This window comes from Pseudomonas sp. NUPR-002, from assembly GCF_056322725.1.
This window is the reverse complement of the sequence record NZ_CM150476.1, coordinates 5,812,534-5,830,449: the sequence shown is the minus strand read 5'-3', so window position 1 is coordinate 5,830,449 and position 17,916 is coordinate 5,812,534. Positions and strand designations below refer to the sequence as shown.

The 17,916-nt window shown below is 62.3% G+C and carries 10 protein-coding genes and 2 pseudogenes; 9 read left to right on the top strand and 3 right to left on the bottom strand.

The features are described from left to right. Window positions 1–14: 14 nt before the first annotated feature. The 6 genes and pseudogenes from ACVWSC_RS26815 to trhA (ACVWSC_RS26790) form a co-directional block, all read left to right on the top strand. A complete protein-coding gene (locus ACVWSC_RS26815) occupies window positions 15–2,060 on the top strand; it encodes a methyl-accepting chemotaxis protein (RefSeq protein WP_442110365.1) in 2,046 nt (681 codons plus the stop codon). Between the two features lie 16 nt (window positions 2,061–2,076). Next, entirely contained in the window at window positions 2,077–7,413 is a 5,337-nt protein-coding gene (locus ACVWSC_RS26810) for a hybrid sensor histidine kinase/response regulator (RefSeq protein WP_442110363.1), read from the top strand. Continuing rightward, the gene (locus ACVWSC_RS26805; protein WP_442110361.1) at window positions 7,406–7,873 is read left to right on the top strand and encodes a chemotaxis protein CheW; all 468 of its coding nucleotides are present in this window, start codon (window positions 7,406–7,408) and stop codon (window positions 7,871–7,873) included. The genes ACVWSC_RS26810 and ACVWSC_RS26805 overlap by 8 nt, the downstream gene beginning before the upstream one ends. Window positions 7,874–7,928: 55 nt before the next feature. After that, entirely contained in the window at window positions 7,929–8,405 is a 477-nt protein-coding gene (gene trhA, locus ACVWSC_RS26800) for a PAQR family membrane homeostasis protein TrhA (protein ID WP_476461716.1), read from the top strand. A gap of 33 nt (window positions 8,406–8,438) precedes the next feature. After that, the gene (locus ACVWSC_RS26795; RefSeq protein ID WP_442111918.1) at window positions 8,439–10,139 is read left to right on the top strand and encodes an IS1634 family transposase; all 1,701 of its coding nucleotides are present in this window, start codon (window positions 8,439–8,441) and stop codon (window positions 10,137–10,139) included. A gap of 65 nt (window positions 10,140–10,204) precedes the next feature. Continuing rightward, window positions 10,205–10,480, top strand: a pseudogene (gene trhA / locus ACVWSC_RS26790) (PAQR family membrane homeostasis protein TrhA); the annotation flags it as partial. Here the strand turns inward: trhA (ACVWSC_RS26790) and ACVWSC_RS26785 are convergent. Together ACVWSC_RS26785 and ACVWSC_RS26780 are read right to left on the bottom strand one after the other, a co-directional pair. Continuing rightward, window positions 10,477–11,196: a 16S rRNA (uracil(1498)-N(3))-methyltransferase gene (locus ACVWSC_RS26785; RefSeq protein ID WP_442110357.1), complete on the bottom strand. Its 720-nt coding sequence runs from the start codon at window positions 11,194–11,196 to the stop codon at window positions 10,477–10,479. The pseudogene trhA (ACVWSC_RS26790) and the gene ACVWSC_RS26785 sit on opposite strands and share 4 nt — an antisense overlap. A gap of 91 nt (window positions 11,197–11,287) precedes the next feature. Further along, window positions 11,288–12,694 carry an adenosylmethionine--8-amino-7-oxononanoate transaminase gene (locus ACVWSC_RS26780; protein WP_442110355.1) on the bottom strand — a complete coding sequence of 469 codons (1,407 nt, stop codon included), beginning with the start codon at window positions 12,692–12,694 and terminating at the stop codon, window positions 11,288–11,290. 192 nt (window positions 12,695–12,886) lie between these two features. Between ACVWSC_RS26780 and ACVWSC_RS26775 the strand changes: the two are divergent. The 3 genes and pseudogenes from ACVWSC_RS26775 to ACVWSC_RS26765 form a co-directional block, all read left to right on the top strand. Continuing rightward, a pseudogene (locus tag ACVWSC_RS26775) lies at window positions 12,887–14,362 on the top strand (flavin monoamine oxidase family protein); the annotation flags it as partial. A gap of 239 nt (window positions 14,363–14,601) precedes the next feature. Continuing rightward, complete coding sequence (locus ACVWSC_RS26770; RefSeq protein WP_442110353.1) at window positions 14,602–15,153, top strand: cytochrome b; 552 nt, start codon at window positions 14,602–14,604, stop codon at window positions 15,151–15,153. Between the two features lie 33 nt (window positions 15,154–15,186). Beyond that, entirely contained in the window at window positions 15,187–15,765 is a 579-nt protein-coding gene (locus tag ACVWSC_RS26765; RefSeq protein ID WP_442110352.1) for a YceI family protein, read from the top strand. A 132-nt stretch (window positions 15,766–15,897) separates the two neighbouring features. Here ACVWSC_RS26765 and ACVWSC_RS26760 read toward each other — a convergent pair whose 3' ends face one another. Further along, window positions 15,898–17,790: an RNA helicase RhlE2 gene (locus ACVWSC_RS26760; protein WP_442110350.1), complete on the bottom strand. Its 1,893-nt coding sequence runs from the start codon at window positions 17,788–17,790 to the stop codon at window positions 15,898–15,900. Between the last annotated feature and the right edge of the window lie 126 nt (window positions 17,791–17,916).

Genomic DNA, 17,916 nt, shown 5'->3' with positions numbered 1-17,916 from the left:
GGAATGCCAGATTCATGACCAAGACCACCACGGCTTCTTCGACCCCAGGCTCGCGCAGCAGCGCACGGATCGCGGCGTTGTTCGTCGTGCTGATCCTGTCGATCATCCTGCTGTTCGCCAATTTTGCCTATCTCAATACTCAGGCCAACTATGACAAGCAGTACATCGGCCATGCCGGTGAGCTGCGGGTGCTGTCCCAGCGCATTGCCAAGAACGCCACCGAAGCAGCAGCGGGCAAGGCCCGCGCGTTTCGGCTGCTGAGTGAGGCGCGTAACGATTTTGAGCAGCGCTGGGGGTATCTGAAGAAGGGCGATGCTGCCACCGGCTTGCCTGCCGCACCACCGGCAGTGCGCAATGAAATGGATGCCGTACTGCGCGACTGGGAAGGCCTGCGCAAGAACACCGATACCATTCTGGCCAGCGAACAAACGGTGCTGTCGTTGCATCAAGTTGCCGCGACTCTGGCTGAGACGGTGCCGCAGCTTCAGGTGGAATACGAGAAAGTCGTGGAAATCCTGCTGCAGAGCGGAGCACCGGCCAATCAAGTGGTGGTAGCTCAACGCCAGTCGCTGCTTGCCGAGCGCATCCTCGGCTCGGTGAACACAGTGCTGGCCGGTGATGAAACCTCGGTGCAGGCGGCAGATGCCTTCGGGCGTGACGCCAGCCGCTTCGGTCAGGTGCTTGAAGGCATGCTCAGCGGCAACCCGAGCATCCAGGTCACTCGCGTTCAGGACCCGGATGCCCGGGCACGCCTGGCAGAGATTGCCGAGCTGTTCCAGTTCGTTGCCGGTTCGGTGGACGAAATTCTCGAAACCTCGCCAGAGCTGTTCCGGGTACGCGAGGCCGCCGGGAACATCTTCAATCAGTCGCAGACCCTGCTCGACGAGGCCTCGCGCCTGGCCAACGGCTTTGAGAACCTGGCCGGCGGGCGCACCCTGGATACCGTCGGCGGCTATGTGCTGGGCCTGCTGGCGCTGGCCTCGATCATTCTGATTGGCCTGGTGATGGTGCGTGAGACGCATCGGCAGTTGCGTGAAACCGCGCAGATGAACGAGCGCAACCAGCAAGCGATCATGCGCCTGCTGGATGAAATAGAGGACCTGGCTGATGGCGACCTGACGGTGATGGTGTCGGTCACCGAAGACTTCACCGGTGCGATTGCCGACTCGATCAATTACTCCATCGACCAACTGCGCGATCTGGTTGCCACCATCAACCTCAGTGCCGAGGAAGTGGCCAGCGCCGTGCAGGACACCCAGAACACCGCGCACCAGTTGGCTAAGGCCTCGGAGCATCAGGCTGAACAGATTACCGAGGCATCGGTGGCGGTGGGGGACATGGCCGAGTCGATCGACCGGGTGTCTACCCACGCCTACGAGTCGGCGAAAGTAGCCGAGCGCTCCGTGGCCATTGCCAACAAGGGTAACGAGGTGGTGCACAACACCATCCACGGCATGGACAACATTCGCGAGCAGATCCAGGACACCGCCAAGCGGATCAAGCGCCTGGGCGAGTCATCCCAGGAAATTGGCGACATTGTCAGCCTGATCGATGACATTGCCGACCAGACCAACATCCTCGCCCTCAACGCCGCGATTCAGGCGTCGCTGGCCGGTGAGGCCGGGCGCGGCTTCGCCGTGGTGGCCGACGAGGTGCAGCGCCTGGCAGAGCGCTCATCGTCGGCCACCCGGCAGATTGAAGCGTTGGTGCGCACCATTCAGACCGACACTAACGAGGCGGTCATCTCCATGGAGCAGACCACCGCCGAAGTGGTACGAGGTGCCCGCCTGGCGCAGGACGCCGGGGTTGCCCTGGAAGAAATCGAAGGGGTATCGCAGACCCTCGCCGAACTGATCCACAGCATCTCCGATGCCGCCCAGCTCCAGACCTCATCGGCCGGGCAGATCTCGCATACCATGGCGGTTATCCAGCAGATCACCTCGCAGACCTCAGCCGGTTCCAACGCAACCGCTGAAAGCATTGGCAACCTGGCACGTATGGCCAGTGAAATGCGCCGTTCGGTGTCCGGTTTTACCTTGCCACCGACACCACCACGTTGAGCGCCTGCAGGTGAGCATGGCTACGGGAGCAAATATGGCTGAGCGGCGCGATACGGTAGCCCTGGCCTGGGTCAAAGGCGCCATCGAAGACTGCCTGGCGCAGGCGCGGCTGGCGCTGGAGCATTTTTGTGCCGAACCTGGCGACGAAGACGACCTGGCCGGGTTCATCGATAACCTGCATCAGGTGCACGGCTGCCTGGTGATGCTCGAACTCAGCGGCGCAGCGTTTCTGGCCGGAGAGCTTGAGCAGTTGGGGCTGGCGCTCAAAGAGAAGCGCGTCAGCCAGCGCGGCGAAGCACTGGGCGCTTTGTTTCGCGGCCTTGAGCAGTTGCCGCTGTACCTGGAGCGCCTGCGTAGCGCCCGCAGCGACCTGCCGCTGGTGGTGCTGCCGGTGCTCAACCAGTTGCGTGCCGAGCGCGGTGCCGAGCCACTGGCGCCGGGGAGTCTGTCGGATGCAGCGCCTGTGGCCGCCGAAGAGATGGCCAACCTCGACTTGTCGTTGAGCTCCCTGCGTGAGCGTCTGCAGGCCGGCTCCGACCGCGATGCCCTGCGCTCGGTGGTCGCCGCGTTGTGTGAAGACCTGATGCGGGTGAAGGAGCGCCTGGACCTGTTCGTACGCAGCGACCGTCAGCGTCTGGACGACTTGCAACCCTTGCTGGCACCCCTGCGGCAGATTGCCGACACCTTGGCGGTGCTCGGCTTTAACCAGCCGCGGCGGGTGATCATCGATCAGGTACTGGTGTTGCAAAGCCTGGCCCAGGGTCAGCGCGTTGCCGACGATGCCGTGCTGATGGATGTGGCCGGGGCCTTGCTGTATGTCGAGGCGACGCTGGCGGGCATGGTCGGACCGCTGGAGCAGCACCCGAACCAGAGCTCGCTGCCCGGCACTGACCTGGCGGAAATCCGTCAGTTGGTGCTCGAAGAAGCACGTGCGGTGTTGCAACAGGTCAAGGACCAGATTGGCGATTGCCTCGATGCTGGCTGGCAACCCCAGCGCTTGCTGGTGCTACCGAACCTGCTGCATCAGATCCGCGGTGCCTTGGCCATGCTGATGTTGCCGCGTGCCGCAGCGTTGATGGGCGGTTGTGCCGAATTCATGCAGCGGCGCATGCTCGGCGCTGCGCCACCGGATGACACGGCTTTGGCGCACCTGGCCGATGCCTTGAGTGCCGGTGAATGCTACTTGCAGTGGCTGGCCGCCGACGCTCAGGCCAATCCGTGGCGGTTTCTCGATGCGGCCCAGGCCAGCTTGCTCGCATTGGGTTATGCACCAGCGCCCGAGCCCGAGCCCGAAGCGGTGGAAATCAAGGCCGCCGTTGTCGAAACACCGGTGGTCGATGACGAGCTTCGCGAGGTGTTCCTTGAAGAGGCCGATGAGCTACTGCCACTGCTGAACCAACAGTGGGCACGCTGGCAGGCCAATCACGCGGATCGCGACGCACTGGTAGATGTGCGTCGAGGCCTGCATACCCTCAAAGGCAGCGGCAGGATGGTCTGGGCGCAAGGCTTGGCCGAGCTGGCCTGGGCCGCTGAGCATTTGCTTAACCGTGTTCTGGAAGGCCGGGTGGAAATGGCGGCGGCGCCGTTGGCCAGTCTGCAGCAGGCGCTGGACCTGATTCCCGGTCTGTTGGCGGCCTTCGCCAATGGCCAGGCGCAAGTGTCCAGTGATGTCCAACAGCTGGCGCAGCACCTGCATGCCTTGGCCATGAACGACGCGCCCCATGAGGCGGACAGCAACGAAGCCATCGACCCGCAGTTGCTGGAGATTTTCCGCAACGAGGCGGCCGGGCATCTGGCCAGCCTTGAGCGCTTTCTGGAAACCGCCGATCAACAGTTGCCGCTGCCGGTCAGCGACAGTTTGCAGCGCGCCTTCCATACCCTCAAAGGCAGTGCGGCGATGGCCGGTGTCGCGCCGATTGCAGAGCTGGCTGCGGCCCTCGATCTGCTGGCACGCGAGTTCAAGGCGCATCAGTTGGCCTTCGACCTGGAAGAAATCTACCTGCTGGAAAGCGCCGAACCGCTGCTGCGTCGGGGCCTGGAGCAGTTATCCAGTGCGCCATTGGCGGCGATCAAAGGCGCCTCGACCCTGATCGACGAAATCCATCAAGTGGTGGAAGCACGCCTGCAAGCATTGCTGCAGGCGCCAAGCCAAGGCGGGCGGATCAAGCGCGACCCGCAGTTGATCGCCAGCTTCCTCGCCCAGGGCATGGATATTTTGCTGGATGCCGAATCGCTGTTGCTGCGCTGGCAAGAGCACCCCGGCGAACGTCAGGAGCTCAGCGCGCTGCTCGATGAACTGACCACACTGGGCGAAAGTGCGCACCTGGCGGATTTGTGGCAGGTGGATGAACTGTGCGAGGCGTTGCTGGACCTGTACGGCGCGGTCGAGGAAAGCAGCCTGGCGGTCAGCGCGCGCTTTTTCGAACAGGCGCAGTTGGCCCATGAAGCGCTGATCGACATGCTCGATCAGCTTGCCGCCGGGCAAGAAGTGGACCCGCGACCGGAACGTCTGGAAGCCTTGCGCGAGTTGCTTGAGGAAGCCTTGGCGCCAGACGCAACCGGCCTGATCAGCCACCAGGATGGTCAGGCGCAGATTGCCGATCTTGGCGCCGCAACCGCAGCCCTGGCGACCGATCCGGCAGTGATTGAGCTGTTTCTCGAAGAAGCCAGCGACTTGCTGCAAAGTGCCAATCAGGCGCTGCAGCGTTGGCTCAGCGAGCCGGACAATGCCTCGGCGCTGTCATCGCTGCAACGCGACCTGCAGACCCTCAAAGGCGGCGCGCAGATGGCGGCAATTGGCACGGTCGAGGTGCTCGCTCAAGCGCTTGAGCTGTTGTACGAAGGCCTGGTTGATCGGCGCTTCTCTCCCACAACAGAGCTGTATGCCCTGCTTGAGCGCAGCCACGCCAAGCTGGCCCGTATGCTTGAACAGTTGCAGGCCGGTGCTTCACCGGTGGCGGCAGTGGAGTTGTTGGCAGCGCTGCGCGAGTACCGGCATAACGCGCCCCCGGCGGTGGCCGCCGACAAAGTTGCCGACCCGGTGCAAGAAGCCGGGGACAAAGAGCTGCTGGAGATCTTCCTCGAAGAATCTTTCGACATTGTCGAAAGCTCCGGGGCCGCCTTGCTGCGTTGGCAGGCCGAGCCGCGCAACAGCGTCGAGGTGGAGAACCTGCTGCGCGACCTGCATACCCTCAAAGGGGGCGCGCGGATGGTCGAGATCGCACCGATTGGCGACCTCGCCCATGAACTGGAATTTCTCTACGAGCTGTTGGCGGCCGGGCAACTGCAACCCAGTGCGGCGCTGTTCAGTTTGCTGCAGAACTGCCATGACCGTCTGGCGCACATGCTCGACGCGGTTCGCTTGCAACAGCCGCTGCACGCGGCGACGGCGCTGATCGATTACATCCGCAATTTCAGTAGCGCAGCGCTGGCCGATACCGCTGCACATCAGTCACAGGTTGATGTGGCGCCGCTGGAAGTGCCGGCGGCCGTGCCGGAGCGTGGGCCGGTGGACATGGTCAAGGTGGCCTCGGAACTGCTCGATGACCTGGGCAACCTGGCCAGCGAGCACTCGATCATCCGCGGGCGCATCGAACAGCAGGTCAATGACGCGCAAGTGGCGTTGAACGAGATGGAAACCACGCTGGAGCGCATGCGCGATCAGCTGCGCCGCCTGGACACCGAAACCCAGGGGCGGATTCTCAGCCGTCAGGCGGGTGATGGCGATGGTCAGGTCTACGACGATTTCGACCCGCTGGAAATGGACCGCCATTCGCAACTGCAGCAGTTGTCGCGGGCCTTGTTCGAGTCGGCCTCCGACCTGCTTGATCTGAAGGAAACCTTGAGCGTCCGCGCCCAGGAAGCGCAGGGCCTGCTGCAGCAGCAAGGACGGGTCAACAGTGACCTGCAGGAAGGCCTGATGCGTACGCGCATGGTGCCATTCGAACGCCTGGTACCGCGCTTGCAACGTGTGGTGCGGCAGGTGGCCAGCGAGTTGGGCAAGCAGGTTGAGCTGGTGGTCGGCAATGCGGAAGGCGAGATGGACCGCAGTGTGCTTGAGCGCATGGTGGCGCCGCTGGAGCATATGCTGCGCAATGCCGTCGACCATGGCCTGGAAGCCCGCGAAGCGCGCCTGGCGGCGGGCAAGCCGGAGCAGGGGCTGATTTCGCTGAACCTGTTGCACGAAGGCGCCGACATCGTCATCGAAATGACCGACGACGGCGCCGGTGTGCCGCTGGATGCTGTGCGACGCAAGGCGATCAAGCGCGGGCTGCTCGACCCGGCAGCGGTGCTCAGCGACCATGAGGTGATGCAGTTCATCCTCCAGCCGGGCTTCTCCACGGCGGAGAAAATCACCCAGATTTCCGGACGCGGCCTGGGCATGGACGTGGTCCATGAGGAGGTCAAGCAGCTGGGTGGCTCGATGGTGATCGAGTCCAGTGCGGGCAAGGGCGCGCGTTTTCTGATTCGCTTGCCGTTCACCGTATCGGTCAACCGCGCCCTGATGGTGCACTACGGCGAGGAACAATATGCCGTGCCGCTGAACACCATCGAGGGCATTGTGCGGGTACCGCCTGCCGAGCTGGAGGCGTGTTACCAACTCGACTCGCCGCACTATGAATACGCCGGGCATCGCTACGAACTGCGTTACCTGGGTGAACTGCTCCAGGGTGCAGTACAACCGCGCCTGCTTGGGCAGAGCCTGCCGTTGCCGGTACTGCTGGTGCATGTGCATGAGCAGCAGTTTGCGATTCAGGTCGACAGCCTGGCGGCCAGCCGCGAGATCGTGGTGAAAAGCCTGGGGCCGCAGTTTGCCAGCGTTCAGGGACTGTCCGGGGCGACCTTGCTCGGTGACGGCCGGGTCGTGCTGATTCTCGACCTGCCCGGACAATTGCGCGGCTTGCAACAGCGGCATGTACTGCAGCAAGCAGGCAGCAGCCCCTACGTGCGCCAACAGCAGATCGAGCGGGCGCCGAAGCGGCCGTTGCTGGTAATGGTGGTGGATGACTCGGTGACGGTGCGTAAAGTGACGGGCCGTCTGCTTGAGCGTCACGGCATGAACGTGCTGACCGCCAAAGACGGCGTCGACGCCATGGCGCTGCTGCAGGAACACCGCCCGGACGTCCTGCTGCTGGACATCGAAATGCCACGCATGGATGGCTTTGAGGTCGCCACCCTGGTGCGTCACGATCCGGACCTCAAGGACCTGCCGATCATCATGATTACTTCGCGAACCGGGCAGAAACACCGCGACCGGGCCATGTCCATCGGGGTCAACGACTACCTGGGCAAACCCTATCAAGAGTCTGTGCTGCTGCAGAGCATTGCCCTGTGGAGTGCCCGCCATGCTTGAACAACCTGCCCGCAATGGTCGGCGCAGCAGCCTCACCGGGCTGTTGCTGGCACTGGATGACCGCTGCCTGGTGCTACCCAACGTCGCGGTGGCCGAGCTGATCGGTTATCAGGCTGGCTTGCCGGCGCCTGAACAACCGCAATGGATGCTGGGCTGGATCGATTGGCGTAATCAGCGTTTGCCGCTGCTCAACTTCGAGGCCGCCTGCGGCGGTCAGGTACGGGTCGGTGAGCGGGCGCGGATTGTGGTGCTCAATGCCTTGGGCGGCAGCCGCCTGCGTTTTATTGCCATGCTGGTGCAAGGCATTCCGCGCTCTTGCAAACTCGACAGCCAACTCAATTATGTTGATGTGCCGCTGGCAGCATTGGAGCTGGCGGCGGTGCAGGTGGGCGATCAGGTTGCCCGGGTGCCTGACCTTGCTGCACTTGAGCAGCTACTTGAGGAGGCCGGGCTGGTTTGACACATTCACCTGTGTAGGATGGAACGCTTGTCCGTCGTTCGGAGGACCCGTTTGTATGTATCACGGTGAACGTTTCAACGCCTGGACCCACCTGGTCGGCGCCGTGCTGGCCTGTATCGGCGCCATCTGGATGCTGGTAATCGCCAGCTTTGAGGGCGACCCGTGGAAGATCGTCAGCCTGGCGATCTATGGCTTCACCCTGCTGTTGCTCTACAGCATCTCGACCCTCTATCACAGCGTGCGTGGCAAGGCCAAAGTGGTGATGCGCAAGCTCGACCACCTGTCGATCTATTTGCTGATTGCCGGCAGTTACACGCCGTTTTGCCTGGTCAGCCTGCGCGGGCCCTGGGGCTGGAGCCTGTTCGGCGTGGTCTGGGGGCTGGCGCTGATCGGCATGCTGCACCGGGGTTCGACACTTAACCGCAATTTTCGCCCCTTTTCGGAAAGTGCCTCCAGCGCCGGCGCGGGTTTGACGGCCGCAATTGCAAAAGCGCTGTGGTGGCACGTTTGTAACAGACGACCTCAAGCTTGACGCGAACTTGTAGGTGGTTAAAGTGGCGGCATCATGCACGTCAAGCTCACCACCTCCGGCGGTCGCCGCTACGTCCAGCTCGTCGAGTCCTACCGCGACGAGGCTGGGCGGGTAAAGAAGCGCACCGTCGCCACGCTCGGCCGCGCCGAGCAGGTCGATGGGTCGCTCGACGCGGTGATCAACGGTCTGCTGAAGATCACTGGCCGCGCGCCGATGGGCGCCAAACCGCCGGCGCCCACGGTGTCGTTCGAGTCCGCGCGCGCGCTCGGTAACGTATGGGCGCTGACCGAGCTGTGGAAGTCGCTCGGCTTCTCGGGGCTGCGCCGGGTGTTCCGGCGCACGCGCCGGACCACGGATGTAGAAGCGCTGATCCGGCTGATGGTGCTCAACCGCCTGTGCGACCCCGAGTCCAAGCTCGGCGTGTTGCGCTGGGTGCAGACCGTGGCGCTGCCCGACTTCGGGCCTAAGGCGGTGACGCACCAGCAGTTGCTGCGCAGCCTCGATGCGCTGATGGATCACCAGGACGAGGTCGATGCCGTGGTCGCCGGGCTGCTGCGCCCGCTGATCGACCAGGATCTGTCGATGGTGTTCTACGACCTCACCACGATCCGCAGCGAAGGACTCAGCCAGCAGACCGGTGACGTGCGCCAGTACGGCATGGCCAAGGAAGGGCTGATTGCCCGCCAGTTCATGCTCGGCGTGGTGCAGACCGCCGAGGGGCTGCCGATCTACCACGAGGTGTTCGACGGCAACACGGCCGAGACGCGTACCTTGCTGCCCACACTCTCCAAGGTGCTCGAGCGCTTCCCGTCGGTGCAGCGCCTGGTGCTGGTCGCTGACCGGGGGCTGCTCAGCCTGGACAATCTGGAGGCGCTGAAGGCCGTGCGCCTGGCCAGCGGCAAGCCGCTCGAATTCATCGTCGCGGTGCCGGGCCGCCGATACAACGAGTTCATCGAGCTGCTCGAACCCTTCCACGAACAGCAGTGCGCAGCCGCCACGCAGGAAGTGATCTCGGAGCACGCCTGGAACGACCTGCGGCTGGTGGTCGCGCACGATCCGGTGACGGCAACCACGAAGACCGAGCAGCGCAATGCGCGTATCGACGCGCTGATCCGCCAGGCAGACCAATGGACCGGCAAGCTCACCGAGCAGGACGAAGGCGTGAAGCACCGGGGGCGCAAACTCTCGGATAGCGGCGCCAAGGCGCGCTTCTACCATGCGGTCAGCGAAGCGCACCTGTCGCGCATTCTCAAGGTGGATCTGGGCGAGGAGCTCTTCAGCTACCACATCGACGACAAGGCGAAGCGTCTTGCCGAAATGATGGACGGCAAGCTGCTGCTGGTGACCAACGCCGAGGGGCTCGCCGCGCAGAACGTGCTTCAGCGCTACAAGTCGCTCGCCGACATCGAGCGCGGCTTCAAGGTGCTCAAGTCCGAGATCGAGATTGGCCCGGTGTATCACCGCCTGCCCGAGCGGATTCGCGCCCACGCGTCGATCTGCTTCATGGCGCTGATCCTGCATCGGGTGATGCGCAGCCGACTCAAGGCGGCGGACGCGGGCTACACGCCCGAGCGGGCGCTCGAGCAACTACAGCGCATCCAGCATCACCGCGTGCGCCTGAACGGCGGCGAGCCGGTGGTCGGGGTGTCGACGCCCAGCACGGAACAGAACGAGGTGTTTCATGCATTAGGAATCGAAAAACCAGCGGCGCCGGAGCAGTTGGCGCTGTTGTAGTGGCATTTTTGAAAGTGCGCTCTAGCAAAAACAAGCACTTGCGAGCGTAACTGTCGAACTCGGGGCTGCAAGAGATCAAGCCGCGTAGCGAAGCCCGGGTACTGTCGATCATTATCTATGCAGTGATGGGCTGGATCGTGCTGGTAGCAGTGAAACCGTTGCTGGCCAGTCTGGGAACTGCGGGCTTCAGCTGGCTGGCTGCCGGTGGTGCGTTCTACACCATCGGCATCATCTTCTTTGCCTATGACAGCCGCTTTCGCCACTGGCATGGTATCTGGCACCTGTTCGTGATCGCCGGCAGCCTGTTGCACTTCATCGCCGTGTTCTTCTACGTGCTCTAGAAGTCGCCCCACAGTTGCTGAGCCACCGCCAAGGCCACCACCGGCGCAGTTTCGGTGCGCAGCACCCGCGGGCCGAGGCGGGCAGCGTGGAAGCCAGCGGCTTTGGCTTGCTCGACTTCGGCGTCGCTCAAGCCGCCTTCCGGGCCGATCAGAAAGGCCAGGCTTTGCGGTTTTTGATGGCTGAGCAGCGGCTCGGCCACCGGGTGCAAGACCAGCTTGAGCTGTTCATCACAGGCGTTGAGCCAATCGGCCAATAGCTGGGGCGGATTGATCTGCGGCACGCTGGAGCGGCCACACTGCTCACAGGCACTGATCGCCACCTGGCGCCAGTGGGCCAGGCGCTTGTCGGCGCGCTCGTCTTTGAGGCGCACCTCACAGCGTTCGCTGACGATCGGGGTGATGACAGTGGCACCCAGCTCGGTGGCTTTCTGGATCGCCCAATCCATCCGTTCCCCGCGCGACAGACCCTGGCCGAGGTGAACCGTGAGGCTGGATTCGGCTTGCCCGGTGAAGGATTCGTTCAACTGAACCCGGACGGTCTTCTTGCCGACCTCGAGCAACTGGCCGAGGAACTCCTGGCCGCTGCCGTCGAACAGCTGTACGGCATCGCCAGCGGCCATGCGCAGCACCCGGCCGATGTAGTGGGCCTGGGCTTCAGGCAGATCGTGCTCGCCGAGGCTCAGCGGGGCATCGATGAAAAAGCGGGACAGTCTCATTTCTAAACTCGGTAGAGGTGTTGGCTGTTATCGCGGGGCAAGCCCGCTCCCACATCACCTGTGGGAGCGGGCTTGCCCCGCGATACTCTTACTAGCCCGGATCACGAAAATCAGGATGGAAATTACCCGGCACCGCCACGCTAATGCTGTCGCGGGTCGCGATATCAATACCTTCGCTGGCCACTTCGGCAAGGAAGTCGATTTGCTCCGGGGTAATCACATAGGGCGGCAGGAAATACACCACGCTGCCCAACGGACGCAGCAGCGCGCCACGGGTCAGGGCGTGTTCGAAGACTTTCAGGCCGCGCCGCTCCTGCCAGGGGTAGGCGGTTTTGCTGGCTTTGTCCTGGACCATTTCGATGGCCAGGGCCATGCCGGTCTGGCGTACTTCGGCAACATGCGGATGATCGACCAGGTGTGCGGTGGCGCTGGCCATGCGTTGGGCCAGGGCCTGGTTGTTGGCGATGACGTTGTCCTGCTCGAAGATGTCCAGGGTCGCCAGCGCCGCTGCACAGGCCAGCGGGTTGCCGGTGTAGCTGTGCGAGTGGAGGAAGGCGCGCAGGGTCGAGTAGTCGTCGTAGAAGGCGTTGTACACCTCGTCGGTGGTCATGCACGCCGCCAGCGGCAGGTAGCCGCCGGTCAGGGCCTTGGACAGGCAGAGGAAATCCGGGCGGATACCCGCCTGCTCACAAGCGAACATCGTTCCGGTACGGCCGAAGCCGACCGCGATCTCATCGTGGATCAGGTGCACACCGTAGCGGTCGCAGGCCTCGCGCAGCAGCTTGAGGTACACCGGGTGGTACATGCGCATGCCGCCAGCACCCTGGATCAGCGGCTCGACAATGACTGCCGCGAGGGTTTCGTGGTGTTCGGCGAGGGTCTGCTCCATGGCCGCGAACATCGTGCGCGAATGTTCTTCCCAACTCACCCCTTGCGGGCGCAGGTAGCAGTCCGGGCTTGGCACCTTGATGGTGTCAAGCAGCAGCGCCTTGTAGGTTTCGGTGAACAGTGGCACGTCACCTACCGACATCGCCGCAATGGTTTCGCCGTGGTAGCTGTTGCTCAGCGTGACAAAGCGCTTCTTCGCTGGCTGGCCTTTGTTGAGCCAGTAGTGAAAGCTCATTTTCAGCGCAACTTCGATGCAGGACGAGCCATTATCGGCGTAGAAGCACCGTGTCAGGCCTTCAGGTGTGATCTGCACCAGACGCTCGGACAGCTCAATCACCGGTTGGTGGCTGAAGCCAGCGAGAATCACATGCTCAAGCTGATCGACCTGGTCTTTGATGCGCTGGTTGATCCGTGGGTTGGCATGGCCGAAGACGTTGACCCACCAGGAGCTGACCGCGTCGAGGTAACGCTTGCCTTCGAAATCTTCCAGCCACACACCTTCACCGCGCTTGATCGGGATCAGCGGCAGTTGCTCGTGGTCTTTCATCTGGGTGCAGGGGTGCCACAGGACCTTCAGGTCACGTTGCATCCACTGTTGGTTTAGGCCCATTTCCATTCTCCTGGCGACGACAGCGCAGACATGCGGCGCAAGCCTATGCAAAGCGTCGCTCAAGGACAACCCGTAGCCGTTAATCAAGCGTTGGTGTCGCTGGTCGGGTGGCTTGGCCTCGCGTATTCTTCGGCTACTCTTTTCAGGGGGAGTCTCCCCCTAACTTTCTGCTTAAAACCGGAGTTCGCCAACATGTCTGCTGGGTGGCTACGCGCCTGTGCGCTGGTAATGATAGGACTGTTCAGCGGCGCTGCGCTGGCCAAGGACAAAACCCCGACGGCAATCGTCGTCGGTGGTGGTCTGGCTGGCCTGACGGCTGCTTATGAATTGCAAGGTAAAGGCTGGCAGGTGACCCTGCTTGAAGCCAAGTCGGGGATGGGCGGGCGTTCGGGCCTGGCCACCAGTGAATGGATCGGTAACAGCAAGGCCCAGCCGATCCTCAACCAGTACCTCGACACCTTCAAGATCAGTACCCAGCCAGCACCGGAATTCGTGCGAACGCCAGGTTACCTGATCGACGGCGAGTATTTCAGCTCGACGGATCTGGCAACCAAGCAGCCGGCCACCGCCGAGGCGCTCAAACGCTACGAAAAGACCCTCGACGACCTGGCGCGCTCGATTGATGATCCGCAGAATCCGGCCGCCAACAGCACCTTGTTCGCCCTGGATCAACTGAACGTCTCCACCTGGTTGGACAAGCTGCAATTGCCAACCACGGCGCGGCAGTTGATCAACCAGCAGATCCGCACGCGCTACGACGAGCCATCGCGCCTGTCGCTGCTCTATTTCGCCCAACAGACCCGTGTCTACCGTGGTGTCAGCGACCGTGACCTGCGCGCTGCACGCCTGCCAGGCGGCAGCCCGGTCTTGGCCCAGGCGTTTGTCAAACAGCTGAAGACCATCAAGACCAGCTCGCCGGTCAGCGCCATTGTTCAGGACAAGGACGGCGTCACCGTTAAAGTCGGCAGCGTCGGCTATCAGGCGGATTATGTAGTGCTGGCCGTGCCGCTACGGGCCCTGGCCAAGATCCAGATGACGCCGGGCCTGGACACCAAGCACCTAGCAGCCCTGAAGGGCACCAACTACGGCTGGCGCGACCAGCTGTTGCTGAAGTTCAAGCATCCGGTGTGGGAGAGCCGCGCCCGTATGTCTGGCGAGATCTTCAGCAACACCGGCCTGGGCATGCTCTGGGTTGAGCCTGCGCTTAAAGGTGGTGCCAACGTTGTGATCAACCTCTCGGGTGACAATGCGCGCTTGCTGCAGGCTTTCGGCGACAAGCAGATGGTCGACCAGGTGTTGATTCGCATGCATGCGTTCTACCCGCAGGCCCGTGGTGCATTCACCGGCTACGAAGTCCGCCGTTACAGCACCGATTCCAACATGGGCGGTGCCTACCTGGCTTACGGTCCGGGTCAGATCAGTAAGTTCTGGCGCCTGTGGGAGCGTCCGGTGCAGCGTGTAGCCTTTGCTGGCGAACACACTGACGCATTGTACCCGGGCACCCTGGAAGGTGCCCTGCGCAGCGGCCAGCGTGCGGCCAGTCAGGTTCAGGACCTGGCGGCGGGCAAGTCGTTTGACGTGGTCAAAGCGGCGCCAACGGCGGCACCGGTGAAGAAAGAAGAGAGCAAGGAAAGTTTCTTCTCTCGGCTGTTTGGCAGTAACGATAAGCCTGCCTCGGCGCAGTAAATGCGCTGAATTTATCGCGGGGCAAGCCCGCTCCTACCGGGTCGGTGGGAGCGGGCTTGCCCCGCGATCGCTGCATACCTTCCCCTGCAGTTAATGTTTCCTTAATAGCGCTGTAAAACACTAACAATCGTCTTTCTCGATCGTTCAAAGCAAAATTTTCCGCTTTAATTCGATAGATAACGCGTTAGTCTTGAGCACAGTTCTTACAGGGAAACACGGCAATGCAACTGCGCAATTCATCTTCTCGCTACGGCCTGGTCAGCATCGTGATGCACTGGGGTGTGGCACTGGCAGTTTTCGGACTGTTCGCGCTTGGCCTGTGGATGATGGGCCTGGACTACTACAGCACATGGCGTAAAGACGCGCCGGAACTGCACAAGAGTATCGGTCTGGTGCTGCTGGCGGTGATGCTGGCCCGCGTGGCCTGGCGTTTCATCAGCCCGCCGCCGCCGGCACTGCCTAACCACGGCAAACTGACGCGCTTGGCCTCCAAGGCCGGGCACAGTCTGCTTTACTTCGGTCTGTTTGCAGTGATGATCGCCGGCTACCTGATTTCCACCGCCGATGGCGTGGGTATCCCGGTGTTCGGACTGTTCGAAGTGCCAGCGCTGGTGAGTAACTTGCCTGATCAGGCAGATGTTGCCGGAGAGATCCATTTCTACCTGGCCTGGGGCCTGGTGATTTTTGCCGGTTTGCATGGCCTGGCTGCCCTGAAGCACCACTTTATCGACCGTGACGCGACCCTCAAACGTATGTTGGGCCGCAAAGCTTGATGTTCAACCTCCACTCCAAAGGGATATAGACGCATGTTGAAGAAGACTTTTGCCGCTCTGGCGCTCGGTACCGCACTGCTTTCGGCTGGCCAGGTCATGGCTGCAGACTACAAGATCGACAAGGAAGGCCAACACGCTTTCGTTGACTGGAAAATCAGCCACCTGGGCTACAGCTTCATTCACGGTACCTTCAAAGATTTCGATGGTTCGTTCAGCTGGGACTCGGCCAAGCCAGAAGCCAGCAAAATCGCGGTTGATCTGAAAACCGCCAGCCTGTGGTCGAACCACGCCGAGCGTGACAAGCACATCGCCAGCAAAGACTTCCTCGATGTGAAGAAGTACCCAGACGCCAAGTTCGTCTCCACCAGCGTTAAGTCGACCGGCGAGAAAACCGCTGACGTGACGGGCGACCTGACCATGCACGGCGTGACCAAGCCTGTGACCTTCAAGGCTGTGTTCATCGGCGAAGGTAAAGATCCATGGGGCGGTGAGCGTGCAGGTTTCAACGCCACCACCACCTTGAACCTGAATGACTTCGGTATCAAAGGCCCAGGTGCATCTTCCCAGACTCTGGACCTGGACATCTCGGTCGAAGGCGTTAAACAGAAGTAAGCGCCTGTAGGAGCGGGCTTGCCCCGCGATGCGATGTATCAGGAAGATCGCAATCGCGGGGCAAGCCCGCTCCTACACCACGCACAAAAACGCCGCCCCGAGGGGCGGCGTTTTTGTGTCTGCGTTACTGAATCAGCGATTACGCGTCAGCAGTGCAGGTTTCTCACCACGCGGACGGCTAGGCAGTTGCTCCAGCTGTTCGGCAGTCGGGAAGCGGTCGATCTTCGACTCTTTGTGCATGATTTTCGGCTGCGGCTGGCCCTCACGCGGGTTGCGTACAGCCGGTTCGCTCGACGGGTTGTCACTGCTTGGGCGACGGTTACGGCCACCACCATCACGACGTTGCTGACCACCACCACCGCTGCGCGAGCCGCCGCGCTTCTCACCGCTGGCCGAACCACCGGAACCATTGCGTTGGCCCTGGTTGCGGCCTTGGCCACCACCGTTGTTGCTACGTTGTTGGCCGTTAGCGCCTGCACCGTTCTGGGCTGGCGCGCCCGGGCGACGGTTGCGGCCCTGGTTGCCCTTGTTCTGATAGGGGCTGACGTAGTCGGCGCGGTTGCCGAAGTTGTCCACGTCGTCATCCAGGAACTCTTCCGGATCGCGATCGGCTGGCACGGCTGGGATGCCTGTCTGGGCCGATTGCTGCTGGCGTGGCTTTTTGTTGTCGCGTGGTTTGCGTTCCTGGCGGCCACCGGCAGCTTTCTCGGCGGTTTTTTCCTTGTCTTTGTCGCGACCTTTTTCTTTACCCTGATCCTTGCCTTTGTCCTTGCGTCCACCGTTGCCGCTGTTGGTGCCATCGGCACGCTGGCCACGGCCACCGCGTGGGGCGTTTTGCGGACGCTCGCGGGTTTCAGGCTTCTCGGCTTCGACCTTGGAGGCATCAAAGCCCATCAGGTCGCCATCCGGGATTTTCTGGCGCGTCACGCGCTCGATGCTCTTGAGCAGCTTTTCTTCATCCGGGGCAACCAGCGAGATGGCCTCGCCCGAACGCCCGGCACGGCCAGTACGGCCGATGCGGTGTACGTAATCTTCTTCGACGTTAGGCAACTCGAAGTTGACCACGTGCGGCAGTTGGTCGATGTCCAGGCCGCGTGCGGCGATGTCGGTGGCAACCATGATGCGCACAGCACCGGACTTGAAGTCGGCCAGGGCTTTGGTGCGGGCGTTCTGGCTTTTGTTACCGTGGATCGCTGCGGCGGTGAGGCCGTGCTTTTCCAGGTATTCAGCCAGGCGGTTGGCGCCATGCTTGGTACGGGTGAAGACCAGCACCTGTTCCCAGGCACCGGTGGTGATCAGGTGTGCCAGCAGGGCGCGTTTGTGGCTGGCCGGCAGGCGATAGACGCGCTGCTCGATGCGCTCGACCGTGGTATTGGGCGGGGTGACCTCAATACGCTCGGGGTTGTGCAGCAACTTGTCGGCCAGGTCGGTGATGTCTTCGGAGAACGTCGCCGAGAACAACAGGTTCTGACGCTTGGCTGGCAGCCGAGCGAGGACCTTCTTCACGTCATGGATAAAGCCCATGTCGAGCATGCGGTCGGCTTCGTCCAGTACCAGGGTTTCGACGTGGGACAGGTCGACGCTGCCTTGACCGGCCAGGTCGAGCAAGCGACCCGGGCAGGCAACCAGCACATCCACACCACGGGCCATGGCCTGAACCTGCGGGTTCATGCCGACGCCACCGAAGATGCAGGCGCTGACGAATTTGAGATTGCTGGCATAGACCTTGAAGCTGTCGTGCACCTGGGCTGCCAGTTCGCGCGTAGGGGTCAACACCAGGACCCGCGGCTGGCGTGGGCCATGGCGCTGGGATTTGTCTGGGTGACCACCTGGGAACAGGCGCTCGAGGATCGGCAGGGCGAAACCACCGGTTTTACCAGTACCTGTCTGGGCGGCAACCATCAGGTCGCGACCTTGCAACACGGCGGGAATAGCCCGCTGTTGCACCGGAGTGGGCTGGGTATAGCCAGCTGCCTCGATGGCGCTGACTAGAGCCTCGGAGAGACCGAGGGAAGCAAAGGACATGAGTAATCCTGTTCTTAGTGGGGGCTAAGCCCGATGGGATAATCTTGCCTGGCGCGACGGGCATCGGAAGATGCTATCGCGTCCGGTCCAGCAGGGACTTCAATGCGCATCCGGAGCATGGCGGGC

Excerpts from the sequence above, each read along its gene's own strand:
- ACVWSC_RS26815 (WP_442110365.1), top strand. The coding sequence starts at position 15 with ATGACCAAGACCACCACGGCTTCTTCGACCCCAGGCTCGCGCAGCAGC.
- ACVWSC_RS26810 (WP_442110363.1), top strand. The coding sequence starts at position 2,077 with ATGGCTACGGGAGCAAATATGGCTGAGCGGCGCGATACGGTAGCCCTG.
- ACVWSC_RS26805 (WP_442110361.1), top strand. The coding sequence starts at position 7,406 with ATGCTTGAACAACCTGCCCGCAATGGTCGGCGCAGCAGCCTCACCGGG.
- trhA (WP_476461716.1), top strand. The coding sequence starts at position 7,929 with ATGTATCACGGTGAACGTTTCAACGCCTGGACCCACCTGGTCGGCGCC.
- ACVWSC_RS26795 (WP_442111918.1), top strand. The coding sequence starts at position 8,439 with ATGCACGTCAAGCTCACCACCTCCGGCGGTCGCCGCTACGTCCAGCTC.
- ACVWSC_RS26785 (WP_442110357.1), bottom strand. The coding sequence starts at position 11,196 with ATGAGACTGTCCCGCTTTTTCATCGATGCCCCGCTGAGCCTCGGCGAG.
- ACVWSC_RS26780 (WP_442110355.1), bottom strand. The coding sequence starts at position 12,694 with ATGGGCCTAAACCAACAGTGGATGCAACGTGACCTGAAGGTCCTGTGG.
- ACVWSC_RS26770 (WP_442110353.1), top strand. The coding sequence starts at position 14,602 with ATGCAACTGCGCAATTCATCTTCTCGCTACGGCCTGGTCAGCATCGTG.
- ACVWSC_RS26765 (WP_442110352.1), top strand. The coding sequence starts at position 15,187 with ATGTTGAAGAAGACTTTTGCCGCTCTGGCGCTCGGTACCGCACTGCTT.
- ACVWSC_RS26760 (WP_442110350.1), bottom strand. The coding sequence starts at position 17,790 with ATGTCCTTTGCTTCCCTCGGTCTCTCCGAGGCTCTAGTCAGCGCCATC.